The organism is Pseudobdellovibrionaceae bacterium (genome assembly GCA_020635075.1).
GTDB lineage: Bacteria > Bdellovibrionota > Bdellovibrionia > Bdellovibrionales > UBA1609 > JADZEO01.
Window position 1 is genome coordinate 1,675,733 of sequence record JACKAM010000001.1, and the last position, 23,884, is coordinate 1,699,616.

Genomic DNA, 23,884 nt, shown 5'->3' on the forward strand with positions numbered 1-23,884 from the left:
ACCTACGTCCGAAACCTCGCTTCAGGGTAGTGATTTCAGGGATTCTGCTATTATAATGATGAAAGATCCTTGCGACCGGTTAGAGAACAGGATGTTCTTGCGGAGGAAAGTATCAAAAGACAAATTCAGGCGGCCAAGATGGCTCTGTTTTTTTTCTCTGCCCTGTTTTCACTGACGGCTCTTTTTGCTTCAGTTCTTACACTTCTCTCTGGTTGCTCCTCAAAATCTGGCAAACACTGGTTTGGTTCTCTTGGTTTGGGTGGAGACCGAATTTACATCTCAGGCCCCTATGCCACTTCCAACAACTACACCGTCAGCGTCTACGACACCAGTGGCAATCTGCTAAGCATTCTCTATGACTACGGCAAAAACATTGAGTACCCACGAGGCTTGGCCTATGTGGACCCATTTACTCTAATTGTCAGTGTGGACGGGACGGATCGCCTCGATAAGTTGGATGTCTTTGGCAATCGCGTGGCTTTTGCGAACAGCACTCTTTTGACTGGCAATCTATTTGACGTGGAAAAGGATAATAGTGGCAATTACTATGTGGCTGAATCGAATACAATCGAACGCTTCAGTGCCACTGGCGAACGTTATCCGGTAAGTGGCAACCCCTACATCAACACCACCACTGGCTCCTGTGTCATCAATACCGTCCACGGACTTGGCTTGACCAGTGCCGGGTACTTGGTGGCTGTTAGTTCAGGGGGCACGGATAACCTCTCCATTTATGACGTGTCTGGGTCATCCGCAAGTTGTGTGAATAATGTGGCCTTCGGCAACGACCCATATGATGTTGTCGCCCACCCTAATGGCTATCTTTATGTGGTAACCCAAGGAAACGACTCCATCTACAGGGTGAACGAAGACGGAACTGGTGCGACCATCATTTATACCTACGGGTCGGCGACCACCAACCCTTCAGCGATTGCCGTTCTCCCGGATGGCAACCTCCTGGTCGCTGACACAGGGCTGGACTCCATTGATCTCATCGCGCCAGATGGTACCGTTGTCCAGTCGCCCTTTATCCGCAACACCTTCACCGTTAATGTCTCGGACATTCTCGTGGTGGAGGGCCAATGACAAGTGCACGTAGAATTGTCTTTCATACGATATTCCTGGCCTCACTTTTATTTCACATTGGTGCAATGGCAAAGGGCGGTGGTGGGAAATCCGGAAATCTCCGCTTTGAAGGTAGCCTCGGTGTTCCCAATGTGGGTATCGAGAATCCCGACGGCAGCAGCGCTTACTATGACGGACTGGCCATGGTTGGCCGCGTGATCGCACCTGTCTTTGGCAAGGACCAATTTTGGGTCGCTTTGACGGCCAACCTTCGCTACTTGGATTTGGAAAATACCGCCAACAGTGGCACCCAAAAGGAATTTGCCAGCCAGCTGGGGCCCGGTCTGGGACTACGCTTCAGTGTGGGAAAGATCTTTCTTGGCGCTGATTATTTTGTCGTACAATCCAAACACTATGCCTTCGGTGGCATTTCCAATGAGATTAAGTACACGTCCTCTCCTCTGAGTTACTATGTTGGTATGGAGTTTTCGCTGGGCTCACTTTCCATGGGCCTCGCCTACATCATGTCATCCGGAACCATCGGTGTCGATGACACAGGTCTTGCTGCTGACTCCCCCTATACAGACTCTTTAGCCATGGTTACTCTTAGCTGGGACTCGGGAGTTTCATTCGGCAAGTTTGCTGCCGACTTGGTGAAAAAGTAGGCGCAGCACGAGATTCGTCAAAAACCACGACAGTATTTCAAGAACACAGTAGACGGTCTTCCCCACTTTGGTCCTAATCGCGAGCAGCACCCTTATACCACGCACAACTCCAAGCCGCAGTGTGTGTCACCTATTTCCACAATTATCTGCAAATTGCCCCTCGAATCACTGACAATCGGGATTTTTGCCCACCTACCTTGGTCTTACTGACCTGCACAATTTCTGGGGATTTTTGCCAGATCTATCAACACTCAAAAGTCATGGACACTTCTGTCTTTGTTTCTTTGACGTTTCGAGATGAGAAACCAGTCTAACTTCCAGCGTTTAGACCTAAGTCTCCAGACGAAAGAAAGTCAAAAACTTGGGCACCGGCTTTGCTCAACACCTTAGTAAGGGAAATAGTCGACGGGGATATTTTATGAAAAACCTTGTTCTTACAGTATTAGGTCTTCTGGTGGTCAGCTTAATGGGTATGAGCTGTTCTGAAGTCAAATTTGCTTCAGAAGAATCACTGGACAAATTCCAACACCCGGTGGATCCGCCTGTCGATCCGCCAGTGGATCCACCCATTGATCCTCCTATTGATCCACCCATTGATCCTCCACGTGAGTCGGCCAAGGACACCTTTTATCAGCAAGCTGACAATACTCAGGTGGATGTACTCGTCATCGTCGACAACTCCCCTTCAATGGTGGAAGAGCAGGACAAGATGGGGCAAAGGATCTCCAGTTTCCTCGGCCACCTGCGCGATTTGGATTGGCAGTTGGGACTGACGACAACTGATATTAGTGGTGGTCAATACAGTACAAAAGGTGACCTACTGCAATTTAAGGGCACTAACACTCGGGTCTTAAACAAACACGTCAACAATTATAATCAGGCCTTTCTCGATACAGTGAAACGACCTGAGTCCGACTGTTTTTTTGATTGTGCCTCCAGCGACGAACAGCCCTTGCGAGCCGCAATTCAAGCTATGGACAAAAGAGATTCCCGCAACCAGGGCTTTTTCCGTAATAACACCGACCTGGTCATTATCGTCATCTCTGATGAGGACGAACAGAGTACGGGACCATCAAGTGCCACCAAACCCGGTGAAGTGATGAATCGCTTTAAGGCGATTTGGGGCAACACCAAGAGCCTGACCGTATATGGCATTATTATCAAGCCAGGCGATCAGAACTGCTACGAAGATAACTACAGCACTGGCGGGAACTACGGCGACTTCGTTTATGAGTTTGCCAAGTCCACAGGTGGACTCTCGGGCAGTATTTGTGACCGAGATTACGGAGCTTCCTTGTCCTCTATTGGTCAGCGAGTGAGAACTCTAATCAACTCGTTTATGTTAAGTAATGATGTGGATCCGGCGTCAGTAAAAGTCACACTCACTCCTGCACAGAGCATTGGCTGGAAAGTCGATGGTCGAAAGATCATCTTCGACAAGCCGCCCGCAGCGGGAACAAAGATTGAAGTCGACTACTTGAAGCCGGCAAAGAAGAATTAGATTTTTTGTCAGTTAAGCGTTAGGGGAAGTCGGGCAGATTTTTGGGTGATTGCCCGACTGAATTTAGGATGATTGCAGAGACCACCTGTCCAAGTCTGGTGGTCTGGTTAGGGTACTTTCGACAATAAATAAAATTGAGAGCGGTGAGCGACTCTAAGGGCTATATGAGCAGATAAGCTTCTGTTCATTGGTATTGTGTTTCATTGTTCATTCGGGTCACTTGTTTTATCAACAGGCACGAAGGGGTCGGCATGTCCTTTGCCGACCCTTTTTTTTACCTTCTACACACCCAATCTCACATCCCCCCTATAAATGCTCTATTAGTCATTTTGGAATGGTCAGCAATCCTTCCGTCACTTAGAGCTAGCTCTGGTAACCAAAAAATGGAGGGGGAGAATTATGGTCTTTACGATACGTGCCGTACTGAGCGCAATGCTGACTTTGGCCCTTGGGTTTGTGATCCTGGCCACGCGAGATGCAGCTGCCAGCTTGGCTTCGCCGTTTCCCTCCTGTGTACCCCGTACGCAAATTCCCAATACCCACAGCCTGGATGAAAATGAGATCATCATTCGCGGCATGGCTCCCCGCAATCAAGAGGACATTGATAGTCTGAAGAACTTGGGCATCGAAAGAGTCTTGATTTTTAAGAACCAGACTCGAAATGAAGTGGATAAGGAAGTGGCCCAGCTGGTGTCTTCCGGCTGGACGAAACAGCAGGTCAGCTTGATTCCCTTCCCCTGGAAGGAACACAAGAGTTTCAAAGATGCCTGCACACAAACCATCGAGGCCCTGAAGATCCTCCAGGACCACCATCGCCGCAACCTACCCCTATACTTTCACTGCACCGTGGGGGAAGACCGAACCGGATATCTGGCTGGCCTACTCAGGTGGTGGTGGGAGGACGCCCCTTTGGAAGAGATTTTTGAGCGAGAGCTCTGTATGAACGGCTATGGGGCCGGCAACCCACGCAAGCCATTCCGCCAAGTGGTGCAAAAGATCCGCGACTCTCTCACTCCCCTATTCGTAAAAATGGCCTATGTCCTTGCTGACGCCCAAACTCTTGATGCCAAAAAACTTTGCGCCAAAGACCCGCAGGGCGACTCCGAATATCAGACCAAATGGCAATCTTTGGTGAGTCAGTTTGAGTGTCAGGAGTCTCCTCGCTATCAGTACAGAGACGACGCGAAAAAGGCCTGTTCACTGTAGTTCATGGGATCTAGGCTCAGGCTGATTTCACTCGGGTGCCGAGCAAAACGCTGGTGAGAATGACGGCCATTCCGACCATACTCAGGTACGGGATGGCCTCGGCAAAGCCAAACCAACCAATACCAATCGCAAATAGAAGTCCAATGTAGTTAATGAGACTAATGCGGCTGGCTGGTTCGGCCTGGTATGCTTTGGTCATATACACTTGAGCAATTTGTGTCCCCACCCCAATTACGAGGACCATCAGCCAATCCCATCCCTGGGGCCATACCCAATGGCTGATGGCGAAGGGGCCCACTAAGGGAATGGTCGTCAACGGAAAGTAAAATACCACCACCAGGGCATGATCGCTGTCCTTAAGCATGCGAACAAAATTGTAGGCGAGGGCCGAAAACAAGGCAGCAGCGATCCCCACAAATAGAGAAAGAAAGGACACCCTAGGATCAACTCCCTTCACCAACAGGACTCCTACAAATGCGGCCAAAAAGTAGAACCATTGTTTGGTTCTGGCCTTCTCGCGCAAAAGGATACCGGCAATTAAAAGAGTAAGGATAGGCGACAGGTATTGTACGGTAACAGCTGTCGCCAGTGGCATTTCCTGAAGTGTGTAGAAGTAGCCCGTCAAGGCACAGGTTCCAGCCAACCCACGGGCAAACAACAAGCGCCGATTGTTACCAATGAGAGATATCCCTTTGGACCGTAAAAGATAAATGCAAATCACCAAAGAGATCAGCGCCCGAAAAAAAACCAGTTCGAAAAAGGGAATGTGACCAAGATATTTGACGGCCGCGTGAACCAAGGAAAAAAAGAACACCGCGGCGGCCATCCATCTCTGTCCGGCGCTCCACTGAATCATGATGAAGACACTTGGTAATCGATTGGTAAAATGGGGCTTAATGCTAAAGGCGGCCTAAGACCACCCTCAGTCAATTAATTGCCACCCATAGTGGGGAGCTTGCGACCGTACTTCTTAGCGAACTTCTCCGCCCGTCCTTCAGTATCGATCAAACGCTGTTTACCTGTATAAAAAGGATGAGAGGCGCTGGAAATATCCACCTTTACCATCGGATACTCTTTGCCGTCTTCCCAAGTGATGGTTTCTTTGGCCGCAGCCGTAGAAAGAGTCTTGAATGCAAAGTCACAAGACACGTCTTTAAAAATCACTTCCCGAAGTTCCGGATGAATATCTTTTTTCATGGTAACTGCTCTCTCACATGATCCGCGTTTTAGGGTTCCTTAAGAATCCCGGCAATTTAACAAACTTTGTCGGTGAGCGCAATGTCCTTTTACCTCCTCAAAAGGATTCAATTAAACTAGTATTTTCAAATATTTAACTAATTCTCCCCGATTGAAGTCAGCAAATGATCGACTGGACTCAGGACCAAATGGCATTCAGCAACAGTCCCCTACGGAAGGCCTAATCCCTAGGACCAGAACTGGTCCTGGCCCGGCCCCAGGTCCTTAAGACTCACCCCGACTTTAGACGATTAGACTCTCACAAGGTCTTAAGACTCAAGTTTTAGGACTCAACCAACATCAAGGCCCAGACGGTAGGGGGAGCGCATGGCAAGGGAATGGGAGTTTTATTGGATTCGGTTATCCTTGTACCTTGGCCTTCCCGCACTCGCCTTGGCCTGGGCCCTCAGCGCTCCAGCGCAGACAGATCTCCCCAAAGTCGTCGGAATGGACTACTTGCCACAAAAGTCCCTCAGGAGTGAGGGAGCAGAAGATCTTAGCAAGATTGGAAATTTTCAAGATTATCCTCAACACCGAGTCACCAAATGGGCTCCAACCGGAGCTCAAACTGTTCCCATCGCCCGCGACTGCCATCCTCGTCAGTTCGAAGAAGAGTATCTGGCCCTGCGCGGAAGTGAGAACCAAAAGCTTGAGCTTCTGCGCAACTATTTTGATCGCTGTGGGGGCCATCTGTCCCGAGACGCCGATAGTGGCCTCAAAGCCCTTTTGAAAATGGACAAGGTACAATACAGAATCTTTGAGAATCCCCAAATTCAGCCGATCCGTCTCACATTTTCCAATGGCGAAGCATCTACAGGATTTCTTGGCCTCAAGGCAGATGGTCGGAGTCGCCCCTTTGTTGTCATCCGCTGCGGCCTTGCCTGTGAAGCGGGAAACACTCCCCTGGTGAGAGCATTGGTGTCCCATCTTTTTGATGAAAGTCCGTTTCATATTATGGTTCTGGCCAGCCACTCCTCGGCCACCAACGCCAGGGAAAACCAACGATGGGTCCACGGGGGACATTACGAAGGGCAGGAAATGCTCGAAGTGGGCAAGTGGATTCGCTTTGTCTCCCCCTTTCGCCACCTGGTTGGTAGTCTACACATGGTCGGAGTTGGTCTTGGCGGACACGGGGCTCTCTACACAGCCCTTTACAATGACTACAATCCCATCAACGACGACATTAAGGTCTTTCACAGTGTCATCGCTTATTGCCCCGCCATCAATCTTGAGCAAAGTATGAAGGATATAATCGAAGGCCGGAGCCTAATGGCCGCTTACTTCCGCCAACGGATTTGGCGGACAGCAAAGGAAATCTATCCCGATGTGCCAGATCTTCAAGACCTCATTGATCCAAACCTTCCTCCACCGACCGGCGCACGTATGATGGAAATCATGGGAATTTCATCTGCACGATTTCAAAGCCGCCTCCCTGAAGGGTTGGCTCTTTTTCCATTTAGGGATAAGCCAGTCACCAATCCTTCGGACTTCTGGTCCCTCAATCAATTTATTAATCAGTCGGACGGGGTTCTCACTCCTACCCTGGTTTGGAACGCAAAGGATGACTCGCTCATTGATTTCGCCCGCAACGGTCAGGCGCTTGTTGACAAGCATCCTGAGGCTCAAAAGGGCCGGCTGATGATTCTCAACACCGAAAAAGGCAATCACTGCGCTCAGAGTGTCGTCTACGGTTGGCAGGCCACCGCCACCATATTGCGTACCTTTATCCAGGATCACAGCCACGACTTCTTCATCAAGCGCCGGCGGATCACTTACCCCCTTGTCGTGGATCAACCACAGTTGTCCCCCAATCAACAGCACATGCTTCAGGAATGGAAAGCGCAACAGGGAGAGGATTACTTTGAGATCAAATTTACTGTCTTCAACTCCGATCACAACTGCCAAAGACCCGGGAAAAGTTCGGCCAGCTGCTATGAATCCAAAACCAAACTGGTGAGATTCGCTGACCTTCCCGTGCCCATTATGATCCCTCAGACTGAAACTGAGGCAGAAATTCTCACTCGTTGGGCCAATTCTCGCTTGGAAATACACGGCGCATCTGGCCGTTTAATCGAAAGTAATGAGCCTGGAGAAAAATTGGTCTATATTAGTGACATCTCTGAACCCCTCTAAGGAAATGAAAGGGACTTGCGATGCTCACTCATGATGAAATCATCTCCAAATTAGGCCCCCTGGCCCGCCTCGCTGGAGTCTGGGAAGGAGAAAGTGGGCACGATACGGCCCCTTCGGATGACCGGGGCACGGAAGTGAATCACTATTTCGAGAAAATGACCTTTGAGCCTTTTGGACCCGTCGACAACCACGAGCAACAATTGTTTGGCCTCCGCTATTCAACAGTTGCCACCCGCATTGGCGAGACCGAACCCTTCCACGAGGAAACCGGCTATTGGCTATGGGATGCCCAAGCCAAACAGGTCATGCGGTGCTTTTTGGTGCCTCGCGGAGTTAGTGTTATTGCTGGTGGCACGGTGGAACCTACCGCCCGGGAGTTTACCTTGACAGCCAAGCTGGGCTCACCCACCTATGGAATCTGCTCCAATCCTTTTTTGGATCGAGAGTTCCAAACCGTGGCCTACATCTTAATGGTTAAGGTTCTCGATTCCGGTGAATTGCTCTATGAACAGGACACCCAAATCAAGGTCAAGGGCAAACCTGACATCTTCCACCACATTGACAAAAATGCCCTGAGAAAAACCGGCCTGCTATAGTCGCCCTCCCAAAAGCGAGCAGAGACTCATGGACAGGCCAACTATCGCAGCAGATGGCCCCTTTTCATCTTCACTAGAGTCCGGACCGATCAAAAGGGGTCAAATGCAAGGCGGCTTGGGCCCAAACGAGCGCCCGTTTAGCTTTTGCAGATTCCGGGTTGGTCAAAAAGGTCCAGATGCGAGGCTGAGGCCACTTGTCGAATGGAGGCGTACTTACTGGTACGTTGGAATGAGACAGGTGGCCGATAACGATGCAGATGGGCCTTTTTCACCAGCCCGGCTATTCTTGGAAGAGATGGAAGGAAGGATGCTTATCCCCCTGCGCCTTCGGATCCACATTGAACAGCGCAATCACCTCAGTCTTAGACCCAGGACGGATATTAAAGACTGTTAGATCAGCGTTCTCAATGATCTGATGGATGCCCCGCCCGGCACCACCTTTACTGGCATCTTCGTCGTGGCCACCCTCAGCTCCGCCGTAGCACTTTTCGAGATAATTGAGAATGGTCAAACCTGAGAGTGCACCGTTGGGATCGGAAACTGAAACTGCCATGAGCATGCCATCGGTGGCATATTGCAGACGACCGATATGGGCCGAGTCCAAAATGACCAATTCGTTGCGCGAAATGTGGTTGTACATGGACTTGCCGTCCTGATCGACAGGAGCATCATAAATGGCGTTCATCAGCAGCTCTTCAGAGACTGTGCGCATTCTTTCACGAATCGTAGAGCGAATGCCTAGACCACTGAAGTACTCATCCATTTGATCAATCAGCTTACCGCGCTCGTCACTGCGAATGATGGGAGCTGACTTAATATCCACACCCCAAGCTAAATATTTGGACAGACCAAAAATGTCTCCCCCAGCCAGCTTGGCAACGGATGTTACAATATTCTTAATGGTAAAAGTCCGGTCATTTTCGTCGCGAGAGATAATATGAGGCAAGAAGTCATGCTTTTTGAGAACCGGCAGATACTCCGGGATATAGGCTGAGGTCATAAAAACAAAGTGGCAGCTCGGATTTGCCTTTTGGGCCAAAGCCACGAGCTCCAGCATTTCTGCCGGAATAAAGGCAATGTCAACCGGGTGCTCAGCCACCAGCTTTTTGCCTTCTTCCAAATCTGAGACAATATCTAGTTCGACGCCAGTTCCACCAAGGGCCATTTTGGCGGTGATCTGCTGTTTTTTGTTGGGTTCAGCGAGCAAAACTCTTTTGCTCTTCATAGCCTGTTCTGTTGAATAAAGAGAAGTCACAGGCTCAAGAAGTTCAAGAACATCGTTCACTTCACCAATGGCTGACTGGACCATTTCTTTCTGATGGCCCCCGCTGGACTGCTGCTCAATTTGCATCAAGGTCATTTGCAGAGGGACCAGGAAGTTCTTGTAGAGATCTTCAAGCTTTTTAAAGGTCAAGGTTCTGGTACTGTAAAGTTCTTCCAGCTTTTTGTGGCTGGCAACCAGCTCGGCGTTTTGCTGTTCGAGTTTTGCATGAGACTTCACCAGATCTTCTGTGCGCTTTTGTAGGTCTGCTGTGCGCTCTCTGACCTTTTCTTCCAAATCCCGGTTGATCTCTTTGAGTTCTTCCTGGGCTTCGGTCAACTTATTAGTCAGATCCTCAAAATACTTGGCTTTTTGATTGGTGACCCGCAGTTTTTCAGTCAAATCGTGGGCGTACACCCGGTAAAGAGCGTGCTGAAATCCGTCTGAATCTGTACCTTCAAGGGTATTGAACTTATTGGCATTGATCACCAGCATCTCGACGGGAGCTTCTGCCTTAATAGTAGCACCCACCGGCTGACGGCTGATGACACTCATCTCACCAACTAGAGATCCCTTTTTATCCAAGGTGGCGACCACACCGCCATCGACATAGACACCCAGTTTACCACTCAAAAGGAAATAGAGATCGTGATTGAGTTGGCCCTGCAAAAGAACTGAGGCCCCCTGAGGATAGGTGTAGTACTCAACATGGTCAGCCACTTGCTCCAGCAATTTCTCCGGGAAATGCTTGAAAAAGGGAAACTCCAACAGGGATTCCACAATCGTCTTACGATCCAATGCGGTTTCTCTTTTTTGTGCTGCCTGACTCATTCCCACCTGCCCATATCATGGGTAACACTATACATTGTTAAGGAATCTTAAAGGGTATCGACATTTTCGCTAAGGTTATGAAGGCTAGTGTCCGGATTTGAAGCATCTAAAGAAAAACTTTTTTGGATTCAGAGCTGGTCTTGATAAAGGTCCCAGTATTCTGTCTCGATTTGAAATGGGATTCCCAGCGAAAGTCCATTGCCCGTTTGCGTTAGTCAGTTTTATTTGAAATTTCCGGCCTCGACCTAGACCTGGCCAGACTGCCCAAGACGAGGGGCAAACATTTACAATGGAATCTATATTATCAATCAAGTGATAACCGCTGAGAACCAATTGCGTCTATGGAGGTCATCGAGTGGAGTCCCCCAATCAAAATCAGATCTTGGAAAAAGTCCGCCAGTCATCATCTCACAAAGTCAAAGTGGCCGTCACTGACATCGATGGCATTCTCCGGGGCAAATACATCCACAAGGATAAGTTTTTTTCGGCAGTCGAAGGTGGCTTTGGCTTTTGCAATGTGGTGTTTGGCTGGGACATGGCAGACGTGGTTTACGATAACGCCCGTTACACGGGCTGGCACACCGGATACCCGGATGCCGAGGTGCGATTGGATCTCAACACCTATAGGGAAATCCCTTGGGACAACAAAACCCCATTCTTTCTCGGTCATTTTGTAGAGGATGAAAATCAGCCTCTCCTGATCTGCCCCCGGCAATTGCTCCGTTCCGTAATCAAAAGGTCTGAATCCAAAGGCTTTTTACCCATGGCTGGACTTGAGTTCGAATGGTTTAACTTTCGTGAGTCCCCTCAAAGCCTGGAGGACAAGGGGCATATTCAACCTGAGCCATTAACTCCTGGCATGTTTGGTTATTCGATTTTACGGGCGGGATACGAGAGAGATTACTTCAATGCTTTGATGGACGAAATGGAGGAGTTCAGCGTTCCCTTAGAAGGACTGCATACGGAAACTGGTCCCGGTGTCTATGAAGCAGCGATTGCCGTAAGCGATGCCCTGACTGCCGCAGACCGAGCGGTGCTGTTCAAGTCAGGAACCAAAGAAATTGCTTACCGCTATGGTATCATTCCTTCCTTTATGGCCAAGTGGAATGCCCAGCTTCCCGGATGTAGCGGTCATATCCATCAAAGCCTTTGGGAAATTGGTGACAAGAAGAATTTATTCTATGACCCTAATGATCCGCTCAAGATGTCTAAGCTATTTAAGCACTACCTTGCTGGACAAATGCACTGTCTTCCGGCCATCCTTCCCATGTTGGCTCCTAACGTGAATTCCTATAAACGTTTGGTGGAAGGTCTGTGGGCTCCGACCAGAATCAATTGGGCCGTGGACAACCGAACGGCGGCGTTTAGAGTCATCCCTGGAAGCCCCAAGTCCACTCGCTTGGAGACGCGCACTGCGGGCGCTGACATAAACCCTTACCTGGCCTTGGCCGCAGCCATTGCTTCAGGTCTTTATGGGATTGAAAACGAACTGCCGCTGCAACCGGAAACCAAAGGCAATGGATATGCGGATGAGGGGGCCAAGCGTCTGCCCAATAATCTTTATAGGGCGACTGAAAAAATGGTCCGCTCGGAAATTGCCCGGGAGCTTTTTGGCGATGATTTTGTTGACCATTTCACAGCCACACGCCATTGGGAGTGGAGACAATATCAGACTGCCGTGACCGATTGGGAATTGCGCCGTTACTTTGAAATCATTTGATCCCTTTGGGATGGAGAGAATATGACTGGAGCAGAAGCCATTAGCCATTTTAACTACCCAACCCGTATTCACTATGGTACAGGCGCCCGCCGCCAGGTGGCCCCCTGCCTGCAAGAGAACAAATGGAAGCAAGCTTTGATTGTGACTGACCGGGGTGTTGTGGAACTCCCCTTTATGACTGAGTTCAAAGGAAATCTGGAACAGTCAGGTCTCAAAGCGGAAATCTTCTCTGAAATCTGGGGGAATCCGGTCAAGTCTCAGGTGACGGCGGGAGTGGCCGCCTTCAAGAACTGTAAGGCTGAGGTCATCATTGCCGTTGGCGGAGGGGCCGCTCTCGATGTGGCAAAGGCCATTGCCCTGATGATCCATCATCCTGGAGATTTATTTGACTATGAGGACGGTAAACCCAATGCCCTGCCCATTAACCAAGCCATCCCGCCAATCATCGCTATTCCGACGACTGCGGGAACAGGATCGGAGGTGGGGCGAGCGGCAGTTGTCAGTGATGACGTGAGCAAAGTGAAAAAGATCATTTTTGATCCCAAGCTTCTCCCCTGCCAGGTGTTTGTTGATCCGGAACTGACCCTGTCCCTCCCTGCATCAGTGACGGCGACCACGGGTATGGATGCCCTCACCCACCTGATTGAAGCCTTTTTAGCTGTGGGTTTTCACCCGATGGCCGATGGGATTGCGCTTGAGGGCATTCGGCTCTGTGCGGAAAACCTGGCCAAGTGCGTGGCCATGGCTAAAAACCCACCCGACAACCGGGAGGAGTACCTCCACGTCCGTGGAATGATGATGAATGCCGCCTATATGGGTGCCGTAGCCTTTCAAAAAGGATTGGGGGTCACCCACTCCTGTGCCCATGCCTTGAGTACGGTGTGCGACACTCATCACGGCATGGCCAACGCCGTTCTTCTCCCTTACACCATGAAATACAACAGCAAGGCCGTGCCGGATCGCTTTGTGCGCATGGCCCAGGCGGCGGGATTGCACCCTGCCACTCCGGAAGCCTTTATCAAATGGACCATGGACCTGCGCAAACAGACGGACATTCCTCACACCCTCAAGGAGATTGGAGTTCGCGAAGAACATCTCAATAACTTAGTGGAGGTTGCCCTTCAAGATGGCTGTCATCAGCTCAATCCATGCGCAGTGAGTGAAGAGGATTTCCGTGAAATCTTTCAGGCGGCCTTTGAAGGAAGGGTCTGATGTTAAAAGTCGGCATTAGTGCCTGTTTTTTTCACCCCGATCCCGCTCGGGCCACGTTTAGCAAAAAAACTTTGCTTTATTTCGAACAATCCATGGCCCATTGGGTCCTCAACCACGGGGCCTATCCAATTCTTTTGCCCACTGAAAGTGACAAGGCCGATGTGGCCCAGATTATGTCCTTTGTGGACGGCCTTCTTTTGCATGGAGGGGCGGACGTGGCACCCGAATCCTATGGGGAAAAGGCCTTCAGCGAACGATGGCCGGGAGACCGAATTCGCGACCAGTATGAAATCAAGCTCTATCAGGAAGCACGACGCCAGGGAAAACCTGTACTAGGGATTTGCCGAGGTCTCCAAGTCATCAATGTGGCAGAAGGCGGGACTTTGTTTCAGGACATCCAGACGCAAAATGAAAAGGCCCTGCAACATCGAGATGCGGATAAATATGATGGCCTGTTTCACCAAGTAACGGTCGAAGCCGACTCCTGTTTGGCAGCCCTGTATGGCGAAAAGGGTGGAAAGGTCAATTCTGTCCACCACCAGGCGGTGAAAGATCTGGCTCCAACTCTGGTTGTCGAAGCCCGTTGCCCCGAAGATGACATCATTGAGGGCTTTCGCCACGAGAAAACCAAATGGGATGGGCCAAAGGAAGACTTTGTTCTAGCTGTTCAATGGCACCCAGAATTTATGCAGACATTAAATAATGAAACACTAAGTGAATCCAAACTGATGAGCGCATTTCTGCAAAAGCTTGGGGATCAATAGACCTCAGGAAAGGATCTTTTCCAATGCTCAAGATAGTCAATCCCTACACCTATGAGTTAATCCAGGAAGTCTCCCCAGACAATGAGTCCTCCGTTCGCGCCAAGTGGGAAAAGGCCCATCTAGCCCAGGCTGAGTGGAAACACACCCCCCTTATGCACCGGATGGAAATTGTCGCCCGCTTTCGCGTTCTCATGCAGGACAACATGAAGCAACTGGCAGAGGTTCTCACTTCAGAAACAGGCAAGCCCATCACTCAGGCACAGAACGAAATCAAAGGCACACAAGGGCGTTTGGACTTTTTTCTGCAAAGTATCGAGTCGGCCCTTAAGACCGACACGGTTTTCTCTTCTAACGGCAATGAGGAAAAGATCTCCTGGGACCCTCTTGGTGTCGTGGCCAATATCTCGGCGTGGAATTACCCTTATTTTGTGGGCACCAATGTGTTTATTCCCGCGATTCTCACCGGCAATACGGTTCTCTATAAGCCATCGGAATACAGCACACTCACCGGAATGGAGTTTACCAAGCTGTTTAAACAGGCAGGACTCCCTGAGGGAGTTTTCACTCTGGTCGTGGGCGGCCGGGAGACAGCAGAGTCTCTTCTTGAACAAAAGCTGAATGGCGTGTTTTTCACCGGCAGCCGCGCCACTGGAGTAAGCATAGCCAAGGCCGTCGCCGGCCAGATGTGCAAGGTGCAATTGGAGTTGGGGGGGAAGGACCCGGTTTATGTCCGCGATGATGCCAATGTGAAAGTCGCTGCGGAGTCACTGGCCGATGGAGCCTTTTACAATACGGGCCAGAGCTGCTGTTCTGTCGAACGCATCTACGTTCATGAGTTTCTTTACAAAGAATTCGTGGAGCACTTTGTGAAAACCGTCAAGGATTTCAAGATCGGCGATCCTTCAAGTCCTGAGACTTACATTGGTCCGCTGACCCGCAAGCAACAATTACAGGTGCTGATCGACCAGGTCAAAGACGCCACAGCTAAAGGGGCCAAGCTGGAGTTGGGTGGCGATGTTTGGGCCGAGCATGAAGGCTTTTTTCAACCCACAGTCTTGTCGCAAACCGATCACACCATGGAAGTGATGAGGGAGGAAAGCTTTGGCCCCATTATTGGCATTCAGCCTGTGCGCAGTGACGAAGAGGCGATTCAACTCATGAATGATACAGAGTACGGGCTCACCGCAGGTGTGTTTACGGGCGACCAGGAAGAGGCCGAAGAATTCCTCAGCCAGGTAAATGCGGGAACTGTCTATTGGAACTGTTGCGACCGGGTAAGTCCCCGTCTACCGTGGACAGGGAGACAGGGCTCAGGCATTGGTTCCACCTTGTCCATGATCGGCATTCGCAGTTTTCTGCAACCTAAAGCCTGGCACCTGGTGCAACCAAAGATCTAGTTCCACCAGTAGACGTAGATGTAGTAGTTCCAATGCCGCCACTGAAAACTGTAGTAGGGGCGGTAATAAAAGAAAGCTGAATTCCAATAATAAACCGGCTGGTACCACCAATTGGTGTATGCGTGGTAGTGGGGATAATAATGAATGTATCCTGACCCCTGAACACCACAGTAGTTGCGATAAAACCAATATCCAACTCGATACTGACAGTTGTAGCGCCAATACCCTGGCCCCCGATAGGGCGGCTGGGTTCCCCGCCAACGGGTGCGCGGCCGAGGTGTGGTCGGACGACTATAGGCCGAGCCCTCGGCAAGGTCCGGAGAAAATCCAGGCTCGGCTGGCTGATCTTCCAACCAAATCTGGTCGGTTTCCATCTCTTGAGGACTTTCCACAAAGTAAAGGCCCTGCGTGGGACTTTGTGGGAATTCATTGCGAATGGAGTCCACATTGCCATTCCACCGCAGAGATCGGGCACGGATGTGTTCGCGCAATTGTCGTTCATCAAGAACAGAACTCAGGGAGTATTCCAAAAGGCGACCGTTACGACGGACCACAACCATATGTGGAGCCTGAGTCGGCCAGCTGGTTGTCTGATCTTGTTCGTAAACCTGCTCAGGGTAATAGGGAGGAGGCGGTTGGCTCCCCTTGTTTTTGTCACAACTCAGGACCCCAAAACAGAGAGGGATCCAGACGATCGTCCACCACAGACTCTTTTGCCTGGTCATAGAGACCTCCGATTCACCCATTAACCAGTTATTTCATTCACTTAAGAAATGGCTATCGCAGCTCGTATGGGACGGCAAGTCAAATTGCTGCGGTGGGAAATGTCTACATAGCCACTTGGGACCGATCCACGATCCTTGATCTCCATCAATCTCATTAGGCCTTCGGGTGAGTTGTCCCCTCGAGAACTCAGCTAAATCAAACCTGCGGCCGATAAGAAAAGGTCCATTTAATATAGATATTCAGTGAGGAGTGATCGATGCGATCCACCAGGAACCTAAAGTCCCTTGTGACCCTTGCCTGTTGTCATCTGTTCATTTTCTATGGCCCCATTGATTCTCAGGCCAAGAGCGAAAAAGCAGACGAGAAGTATCGCATCCTGGTGGTGGACAGTTACCACGGGGAATATCTTTGGTCCCAGGAAACCGGGAAAGGCTTTGCCTCAGCCCTTTTGGAACAGGGATTTCTGGACAGTAAAACTCAGCTGGAGGCATTCCTCAAAAGTGATCAGGTGGAGAGTCAGAAAGCCACGATCAAACGGGTGTGGATGGACACTAAGAGAAATTCCCAACCTCCCCAAATCTCAAGTGCAACTAAGAAAGTCATTGATGTGATTGATGCCTTCAAACCCCAGCTGGTGTTCTTGGGCGATGACAATGCCGCCAACTTTATTGGCAATCACTACATCGACCAGGGTTTCCCCATGGTCTTCTGGGGAGTCAACGGCACTCCCCTAAAATACAACTTGCTCGACAGCGAAGAAAAGCCTGGTCACAATATCACCGGAGTCTATCAAGCGGGATACTTTAAGGAGTCTTTGGCCATGCTTTTGGAGCTTTATCCGGAAGCTAAGAATTTTGCCATTATCGCCGACGACACCGCCACCGGCCGCTCTAAAGCCAAGACCATTGAGGCCCTGGCAAAAAGAGGTGAACTCCCCCTCTCCCTCAATAAGACCATTCTCACCAACGACTTTGACACTTGGAAGTCTGAAATCAAGGCCGCTGAGCCCGAAGTGGATGCATTTTTTGTTCTCAATTACCAGGGGTTAAAGGACAAAAACGGTCAACCACTACCTACAATGGAGGCTCCCGCTTGGTATCTTAAGAACATCAACAAGCCCGAAGTGTCGGATGAAAAACAATTTGTTGAAACTGGAATGCTCCTGAGTGTCGACGACTCGGGTTACAACCAAGGTTATGTGGCGACTAAAATGGGATTGGAGTTTCTCCTTGGCCGCAAATCGCCGGCCACAACTGCCCCGCTGGCTCCCGCTCCCGGTCCTCGGGTTCTCAACGCCAATCGCGCCAATCAACTGAAGACTCCCATTGCCAAAACCAAGGTGGATGAAAAGATCACCTACTCTCTGGGTCTGGGCCAAAGAAAACCCGCATCGGGTGGTCGATGAGAAAAAATCTTTCCTTAAGAGCTCAGATTATGACTCTTGGGATGGGAAGCGCCTGCTTCTTTATGGCCTTTTATTTGCTCATCCACTACCAAACCATTTCAGAAAATGTGGTGCATTTATCCCGGGTCCTGCAGACGGAAGAAACGGATCGGATCACCGCCCAGTACGCCCTCAATCTGGAGCACCCATTAGAAGAGACCTTCCGCCATGTGGGGGAATCCTCTGCCCTGGCCTCCTATTTGTCCTCGGACATGAAAAACCGGTTTTTCTATCTGCCTAACTTGGAGTCAGAACTGCTGAGCGCCCAATCCCACTATCAGGGCTTCGTTCACCGCATACTGGTCCTCGACAACCAGGCAAATCTTCTCACCGGACTTCAGGGCCGCAAGCGGATTCGCCAGTGGAAACAGCTGACCTGGTCCGCTGACCACCCCGTTCACGAACTGATTCTCAAACGACCAAATCTGAGCACTCCCATTACATGGAATTGGTATAAGGTCGGCGACTCTCATCGCTTTTTTGCCGTCTCTCCATTTAAAGACCCGGAGACCCAGCAGCAGGGAGGCTACCTGGCCGTGGAAGCCGACTTGGATCAGTTCCTCCAAGGTCTCTTTGCCGCTTCTCCTGAAAAGGGCCTCAAAATTCAACTAGCCCGCCCGACTGGCAAGCCCGCCGGCACGCCGCTGACATTGGCCCTATTCAATCAACAGCAGTTTCTGGAATTGGATTTAATCGATGACTTCTCTCATTTTAAGGCCCAAGTGCATGCGGAGATTGTCAAACAGATTGCCTTGGCCTTGGTCATTTTGGTTTTTTACTTTCTGATGCTCAACCTACTCACCAACAAGGTGATTGAGCCTCTCTACAAACTGGCTAAGGCCACTCGGGAAATTTCTGCGGGCAACTTTGATGCTCCTTTAAAGTGGTCAGGAATTCGCGAAACCGATGAACTGATTAAAGACTTTCAATCCATGAAGGGGCAATTGGGACGCACCTTGATCTCCAAGGAATATGTGGACAAAATTCTTGCCTCCCTCTCGGATGCCGTGTTCGCCCTTAAGCCCACTGGCGAAATCGAGCGCTTTAATCCGGCAGCGGTGGACATCCTGGACCCGAAGGACGATCTGGCACTTTTGGGTTTGAATTTGTTTGATCACCTCTACCCCGAAGACGATTACAGTCGCCCCTTGGACCACAAAAAACTCCTTAAGCTCATCTACTCCGATGAACTCAAAGAGCTCAAAGCCCAGATCCAGTCTTTCAAGGGAGAAAAGATCCCAGTGATCATTTCCGGTGGTGGGATTCTAGATAAGACGAAAAATCTGTCGACCATTGTACTCACGGTCTTTGATGCCCGAGAGTCGAAAATTCTCAACGAGCTCAAAGACACCCATGCCCGCATGATCCACTCCGAGCGCCTGGCGGCACTCGGTGAGTTTTCCGGCGGCATTGCCCACGAAATCAATAATCCTTTGGCCATTATATCCGTGCTTGCCCAACAGTTGGTGGATATGGCCGAGCGCGGAGATGTGAACCAGGAAAAGATCTTGGCTATTTCACAAAAAATCGATGCCACCACCATGCGCATTGCTCAAATCGTCAAGGGACTCAGACGAATTGCCCGCGATGACAACCAGGACCCCTTTACCATGGCGACCGTCGGCGAGCTGGTTGACGACACCATGGGCTTGGTTCAGGAAAAATTGCGGAATCATTTTATTGAAATCAAAACAGAAATCGAATGTCCCACAGTCTCGATTGAGTGCATGCCCGTGCAGGTCAGCCAAATCCTGCTCATTCTCATTAGCAATGCTGTTGATGCCCTGGATGGGGTGACCAGTCCATGGATCAAGGTAACAGCCCAGGACTTGGGAAAACATGTGGAATTTTGTGTCGTCGACTGCGGGGTCGGAATTGACCCGGAGGCCCGACAAAAGATTTTGCAGCCATTTTTCACCACCAAACCGATTGGCCAGGGGACGGGCTTGGGCCTGAGTATTGCCAACAGTCTGGTCAAGGACCACCATGGCCACCTTCGTCTCATTGTCGATGAGGCCCTCACCACCTTTAGTGTGAAGCTCCCTAAACAGCAACCCACTGAGGGTGAAGAGTACAACGAAATGACCGGCGAGATCCGCAAGGTCAGCTAATGACTCTTGCAATGGCTTGATTCAAGTCATCCTTAAGGTCATCAACACCTTCAATACCAACTGATGCCCGGATATAGCCATCACTGAGACCTATGGCTTTTTTCTCCTCTAGAGTCAACCCCACATGAGAGGTGGTCGTCGGCCTGGTGATCAAACTCTCCACCCCGCCCAGACTGGGAGCACAAAAGAAATACTGAAGATTTCGCGTGAGCTTTTCTGCAGCCTCCACTCCCCCTTTGACCTCAAACCCCAACATACCACCGAAACCTTTGAACCACTCCTTGGCCCGCGCGTGTTGAGGGTGGGACTCCAGTCCGGGATAGACCACCCGCTCCACCTGGGGATGATTCTCAAGAAAGCGAGCCAGCTCCAGGGCGTTCGAGTTTTGTCTTTCAACCCTCAGCCCCAGGGTCTTTAAGCCTCGGGACAGTAGAAAGCATGCGTGAGGGTCAAGAGTACCTCCCAAGTGGTTAAAGTGATGGGTGAGGTTTTTCATGCGCTCTTTGCTGGTGACAATGGCACCAGCCGCCAGGTCCGAGTGACCGTTGAGATATTTGGTGGCGCTGTGAACCACCACATCAAACCCCATGGCGATCGGATTGAAGTTCACAGGACTTGCAAAGGTGTTGTCGATCACGGACAAGAGGCCGTGGGCACGACAGAACTTCACAATGTTTTGCAGATCGGGAACTTCAAGTAATGGATTGGTAATGGTCTCCACATAGAAGGCCCTGGTTGTGGGCTTAAGGTGTTTCTTCCACTCTCCCTCATCATCACCTGAAACCAAGGAGTACTGCCAACCCAAGCGCTCGGAGTTGGCGGCTAAGAAGTGAGCCGTTCCCCCGTACAAACAATTGAGAGCCAAAAGGTGATCACTGGCCTGAAGAGAACCGAGAAGGACCGATGTGATGGCACTCATTCCACTTGAGGTGACAAGACCGGCCTCACCTTTTTCAATGGCCGCCAGCTTCTGGTGAAGCAGCTCATGGTTGGGAGTGTTGTTGAGCCTCACATAGCGAATGGAATCGTAGTCCAAATCTTCTTGCGGCATCAAATAAGTGGAGCTTTGAAAGATGGGCTGAACAATGGAACCATCCACTCGATGTTCGTTTTCGCCAAGGTGCAAAATAAGCGTTTCTAGGGTCTTCGTCTTAGAATTTTTCATGCTGCTCTTTATAGTGGAGCCCGAGTGTCGCGTCAAATTCCCATTAATTCACAAAACCACTCTCGACGCTTGCCCACCCTCCCCGGGGTGCTCTAGAACTGGTGGCCGATGAGGGGGATTCTATGACATTTAATCTGTTTCGCCTTCCAGTGATGGCACTGGTATTGAGTATCTCTTTAACTTCTTGCTTCCACAGTCTAAAAAAGGAACCCACGGCGGCTGACATTGAGCGTGAGTCCGCACGGATCAATAAGTTTTTCGAGGACTACTTTGACGCCGTCTTGGATCGCTCCCCTGAGTTTCAAACCTACCTGGGAATCAAAAAAAACTACGACAAATTGGGGGATTACTCCGACGAATTCGCCCGCAAGGAACTGGAGTACACCAAAGAAGCTCTTAAGAAACTCAAGACTTTTGATTACGCAGCCCTCAATGAACAGGCGCAAACCAGCTACCGCCTGTTTGAAGAAATGGCTCAAGATGAAATCGATAAGTTTAAGTGGCGCTTTCACAGTTACCCCTTCAACCAAATGTTCGGCTATCACTCGCAAATGCCAGCCTTCCTCATGAACTTTCACCGGGTGAGCGACGAATCCGATGCGGTGGCCTATATCAAGCGCATTGAATCCCTCCCCCGCCAACTTGGTCAGGTTCTCGACGGCATGAAGATCCGCGAACAAAAGAAGATCTTCCCGCCCCAGTTTGCCTTCTCCAAGGTGAGTGAAGACACAGAAAACCTGCTTAAAGGCTATCCTTTGACTGATGATGAGAAGTCTCCTCATCCTTTGTACGAAGACTTTGCGCGAAAGCTGGGTGGAATTAAGGATTTAAAGGCAGAAAGGAAACAGCAGCTGCAAGAGAGGATGGCAAAGGCCCTCAAAGAAAAGTTTAAGCCCGCCTACCAGAATTTTCTTACCTACTGGAAGGCGCTGGAACCCAAAGCCGCGAAAAATCATGGGGTGTGGAGTCTCCCTGAGGGAGAAGAGTTTTATCGCTTTAGCCTCAAGCGCACCACGACCACGGACATGACAGCCGATCAAATCCACCAATTGGGTCTCGATGAAGTCGCCCGCATTCATGGCGAGATGAGGGCGATCATGAAGAAGGTCAAATTTAAGGGTGACCTTCAGGCTTTTTTTAAACACCTCAAGGAAGACCCGAAATTTTATCTGCCTGGTGGGGAAAAAGGCCGTGAGCAGTACATGACCTCGGCGAAGCGATCCATTGCCTCTATGAAAGATAAACTACCGGGCTTGTTTACTGTTAAGCCCAAGGCTGAATTGATCGTAAAACCTGTCGAAACCTACCGGGAAAAATCAGCGGGCTTGGCCTTTTATGAAGGCCCCTCGCTCGACGGAACCCGTCCGGGGACCTACTACGTCAACCTTTACGATATGAAGGGACTCCCCACTTATGAGATTGAGGCCTTGGCCTTTCACGAGGGAATTCCTGGCCACCATATGCAGATTGCCATTGCAACCGAGCTTGAGAACCTGCCCCGCTTTCGCAAGTTCGGCCATTACACGGCTTACGCCGAAGGCTGGGGGCTATACGCTGAATACATCCCCAAGGAATTGGGCTTTTACACTGATCCCTATTCTGATTTTGGCCGCCTGAGCATGGAACTGTGGCGGGCTTGCCGACTGGTTCTAGACACCGGTCTTCACGCCAAAAAATGGACCAGAGAGCAAGGCATTGAGTATTTGCTCGTCAACACTCCCAGCGATGAACGGGAGGCCACCAAAGCCATTGAACGCTACTTGGTCATGCCTTCACAAGCGACAGCCTACAAAGTGGGCATGCTGAAAATCATGGAACTCAGACGAAAATCCCAGCAATCCCTGGGGGAAAAGTTTGATATTCGCGGTTTCCACGACGAGATCTTGCGCCATGGCCCTCTCCCCATGAATATCCTGGAGGAGAAAATCACGGCCTGGGTGGAAAGCAAAAAAGGCGTCTGATCCCAAATCTCGGAAATCAGTTGCAGCTCTTCTGGATGATTTGACTCAATTCAGGAGAGCTCACCTCTTCCGTGACAATTCGACCGATCAAGGCTTTCGCCCTTCGCGTGGCCTCTTGCCCCAAATCCTGAAGATCGGGAGCGACAAATTTAATGTTACGAAAGAGATTGCTCATGGAACGAATCACTTTTGATTCGGCTTCCACGCGACTCAAGGTCTTCAGCCGCTTGGCTTTAAATCGTAGGCTGGAAAGATCCTTAAATGTGTCGGCAAACCAACTGCGGGCCTCACGGATCCAGCCCGAGCGCACCTGGTCTGATGCTGCCAACCAGCCGGGACATTGGCCTGATTGAGCAAGAACAAATTCTGACAGCTGCTGGACTTTGAAGTCAAAAACCCGCAACTCAGGTGTCACGCCCTCGTAATCCACCATGTCCCGCTTGAGAATATAAATGTCTTTGGCAAACTGATAATCCTCGGCCGAAACACGGGTGGGTTCTTTCAGCGGAAGAGCCTGGCAATCCACATCGAAATGCTTGGCCATTGAAGAGCCACAGAGGTCGACAAAGGAACCATTCCAAAAGTACCAGTCCTTACCCAGTTGAAACTTGTGAGAATCATGAGTCACTTTAAGAAATACTGGAAGGCCCCCATCGTCCACGCCGCCAAGGTACTTAAAGCTGGGCTCTTCAACCCGAAAATCAGGAAGATCCACATCGATCAACTCGTCAATCTCCGCCGCAAAGGCAAAAGGCGACGAAAGGACAATAAGCAGACTTAAAACTGTGGGCAGATTCAGCATACAACCACCAGGGGGTGAAGAGTTATGATTCACCCTCGTGGTTCAATATGGATGCCGGATTCAGATCAAATCTATGGGGAGCTAGTGG

General features: G+C 50.3%; 19 protein-coding genes. 13 read left to right on the top strand and 6 right to left on the bottom strand.

Annotated elements, in window-relative coordinates:
* Positions 1–69 precede the first annotated feature (69 nt).
* The 4 genes from H6624_07305 to H6624_07320 all read left to right on the top strand — a co-directional run bounded on the left by H6624_07305 (position 70) and on the right by H6624_07320 (position 4,437).
* Positions 70–1,086 (top strand): hypothetical protein, encoded by a 1,017-nt coding sequence (locus H6624_07305; protein MCB9084135.1) that lies wholly within the window; start codon positions 70–72, stop codon positions 1,084–1,086.
* A complete protein-coding gene (locus tag H6624_07310; GenBank protein MCB9084136.1) occupies positions 1,083–1,730 on the top strand; it encodes a hypothetical protein in 648 nt (215 codons plus the stop codon). Before H6624_07305 ends, H6624_07310 begins: the two co-directional genes overlap by 4 nt.
* Before the next feature lie 418 nt (positions 1,731–2,148).
* The gene (locus H6624_07315; protein ID MCB9084137.1) at positions 2,149–3,231 is read left to right on the top strand and encodes a hypothetical protein; all 1,083 of its coding nucleotides are present in this window, start codon (positions 2,149–2,151) and stop codon (positions 3,229–3,231) included.
* Positions 3,232–3,630: 399 nt separating this feature from the next.
* Positions 3,631–4,437, top strand: coding sequence for a tyrosine-protein phosphatase (locus H6624_07320; GenBank protein MCB9084138.1), 807 nt, complete (start codon positions 3,631–3,633; stop codon positions 4,435–4,437).
* A gap of 16 nt (positions 4,438–4,453) precedes the next feature.
* Here H6624_07320 and H6624_07325 read toward each other — a convergent pair whose 3' ends face one another.
* Together H6624_07325 and H6624_07330 are read right to left on the bottom strand one after the other, a co-directional pair.
* Complete coding sequence (locus H6624_07325) at positions 4,454–5,293, bottom strand: DMT family transporter (protein MCB9084139.1); 840 nt, start codon at positions 5,291–5,293, stop codon at positions 4,454–4,456.
* A 74-nt stretch (positions 5,294–5,367) separates the two neighbouring features.
* Positions 5,368–5,634 carry a type B 50S ribosomal protein L31 gene (locus tag H6624_07330; protein MCB9084140.1) on the bottom strand — a complete coding sequence of 89 codons (267 nt, stop codon included), beginning with the start codon at positions 5,632–5,634 and terminating at the stop codon, positions 5,368–5,370.
* Positions 5,635–6,000: 366 nt separating this feature from the next.
* On the opposite strand from H6624_07330, the gene H6624_07335 reads away from it, so the two are divergent.
* The gene (locus H6624_07335; GenBank protein MCB9084141.1) at positions 6,001–7,806 is read left to right on the top strand and encodes a hypothetical protein; all 1,806 of its coding nucleotides are present in this window, start codon (positions 6,001–6,003) and stop codon (positions 7,804–7,806) included.
* A gap of 20 nt (positions 7,807–7,826) precedes the next feature.
* The gene (locus H6624_07340; protein ID MCB9084142.1) at positions 7,827–8,402 is read left to right on the top strand and encodes an FABP family protein; all 576 of its coding nucleotides are present in this window, start codon (positions 7,827–7,829) and stop codon (positions 8,400–8,402) included.
* 280 nt (positions 8,403–8,682) lie between these two features.
* Here the strand turns inward: H6624_07340 and H6624_07345 are convergent, their stop codons facing one another.
* A complete protein-coding gene (locus tag H6624_07345) occupies positions 8,683–10,494 on the bottom strand; it encodes a cyclic nucleotide-binding domain-containing protein (protein MCB9084143.1) in 1,812 nt (603 codons plus the stop codon).
* Between the two features lie 355 nt (positions 10,495–10,849).
* On the opposite strand from H6624_07345, the gene H6624_07350 reads away from it, so the two are divergent.
* The 4 genes from H6624_07350 to H6624_07365 are packed head-to-tail and all read left to right on the top strand — an operon-like array spanning position 10,850 to position 15,587.
* Complete coding sequence (locus H6624_07350; GenBank protein ID MCB9084144.1) at positions 10,850–12,214, top strand: glutamine synthetase; 1,365 nt, start codon at positions 10,850–10,852, stop codon at positions 12,212–12,214.
* Between the two features lie 21 nt (positions 12,215–12,235).
* Positions 12,236–13,426 (top strand): iron-containing alcohol dehydrogenase, encoded by a 1,191-nt coding sequence (locus H6624_07355; GenBank protein ID MCB9084145.1) that lies wholly within the window; start codon positions 12,236–12,238, stop codon positions 13,424–13,426.
* Positions 13,426–14,190 carry a gamma-glutamyl-gamma-aminobutyrate hydrolase family protein gene (locus tag H6624_07360; GenBank protein ID MCB9084146.1) on the top strand — a complete coding sequence of 255 codons (765 nt, stop codon included), beginning with the start codon at positions 13,426–13,428 and terminating at the stop codon, positions 14,188–14,190. Before H6624_07355 ends, H6624_07360 begins: the two co-directional genes overlap by 1 nt.
* A 23-nt stretch (positions 14,191–14,213) precedes the next feature.
* Entirely contained in the window at positions 14,214–15,587 is a 1,374-nt protein-coding gene (locus H6624_07365; GenBank protein MCB9084147.1) for an aldehyde dehydrogenase family protein, read from the top strand.
* On the opposite strand, the gene H6624_07370 is transcribed toward H6624_07365, so the two are convergent.
* On the bottom strand, positions 15,584–16,312 hold the full coding sequence (locus tag H6624_07370; GenBank protein ID MCB9084148.1) for a hypothetical protein: 729 nt from the start codon (positions 16,310–16,312) through the stop codon (positions 15,584–15,586). The two genes, H6624_07365 and H6624_07370, sit on opposite strands and share 4 nt — an antisense overlap.
* 257 nt (positions 16,313–16,569) lie before the next feature.
* On the opposite strand from H6624_07370, the gene H6624_07375 reads away from it, so the two are divergent.
* Together H6624_07375 and H6624_07380 are read left to right on the top strand one after the other, a co-directional pair.
* Positions 16,570–17,718, top strand: a complete 1,149-nt coding sequence (locus H6624_07375; protein ID MCB9084149.1) for a hypothetical protein — start codon at positions 16,570–16,572, stop codon at positions 17,716–17,718.
* Positions 17,715–19,868 (top strand): HAMP domain-containing protein, encoded by a 2,154-nt coding sequence (locus H6624_07380; GenBank protein ID MCB9084150.1) that lies wholly within the window; start codon positions 17,715–17,717, stop codon positions 19,866–19,868. The genes H6624_07375 and H6624_07380 overlap by 4 nt, the downstream gene beginning before the upstream one ends.
* Here H6624_07380 and H6624_07385 read toward each other — a convergent pair.
* Entirely contained in the window at positions 19,861–21,033 is a 1,173-nt protein-coding gene (locus H6624_07385) for a PLP-dependent transferase (GenBank protein MCB9084151.1), read from the bottom strand. The two genes, H6624_07380 and H6624_07385, sit on opposite strands and share 8 nt — an antisense overlap.
* A 122-nt stretch (positions 21,034–21,155) precedes the next feature.
* Here H6624_07385 and H6624_07390 point away from each other — a divergent pair, with 122 nt between their 5' ends.
* Positions 21,156–22,994, top strand: coding sequence for a DUF885 domain-containing protein (locus H6624_07390; protein ID MCB9084152.1), 1,839 nt, complete (start codon positions 21,156–21,158; stop codon positions 22,992–22,994).
* Between the two features lie 16 nt (positions 22,995–23,010).
* Here the strand turns inward: H6624_07390 and H6624_07395 are convergent, their stop codons facing one another.
* Positions 23,011–23,796 (bottom strand): hypothetical protein, encoded by a 786-nt coding sequence (locus tag H6624_07395; protein MCB9084153.1) that lies wholly within the window; start codon positions 23,794–23,796, stop codon positions 23,011–23,013.
* Between the last annotated feature and the right edge of the window lie 88 nt (positions 23,797–23,884).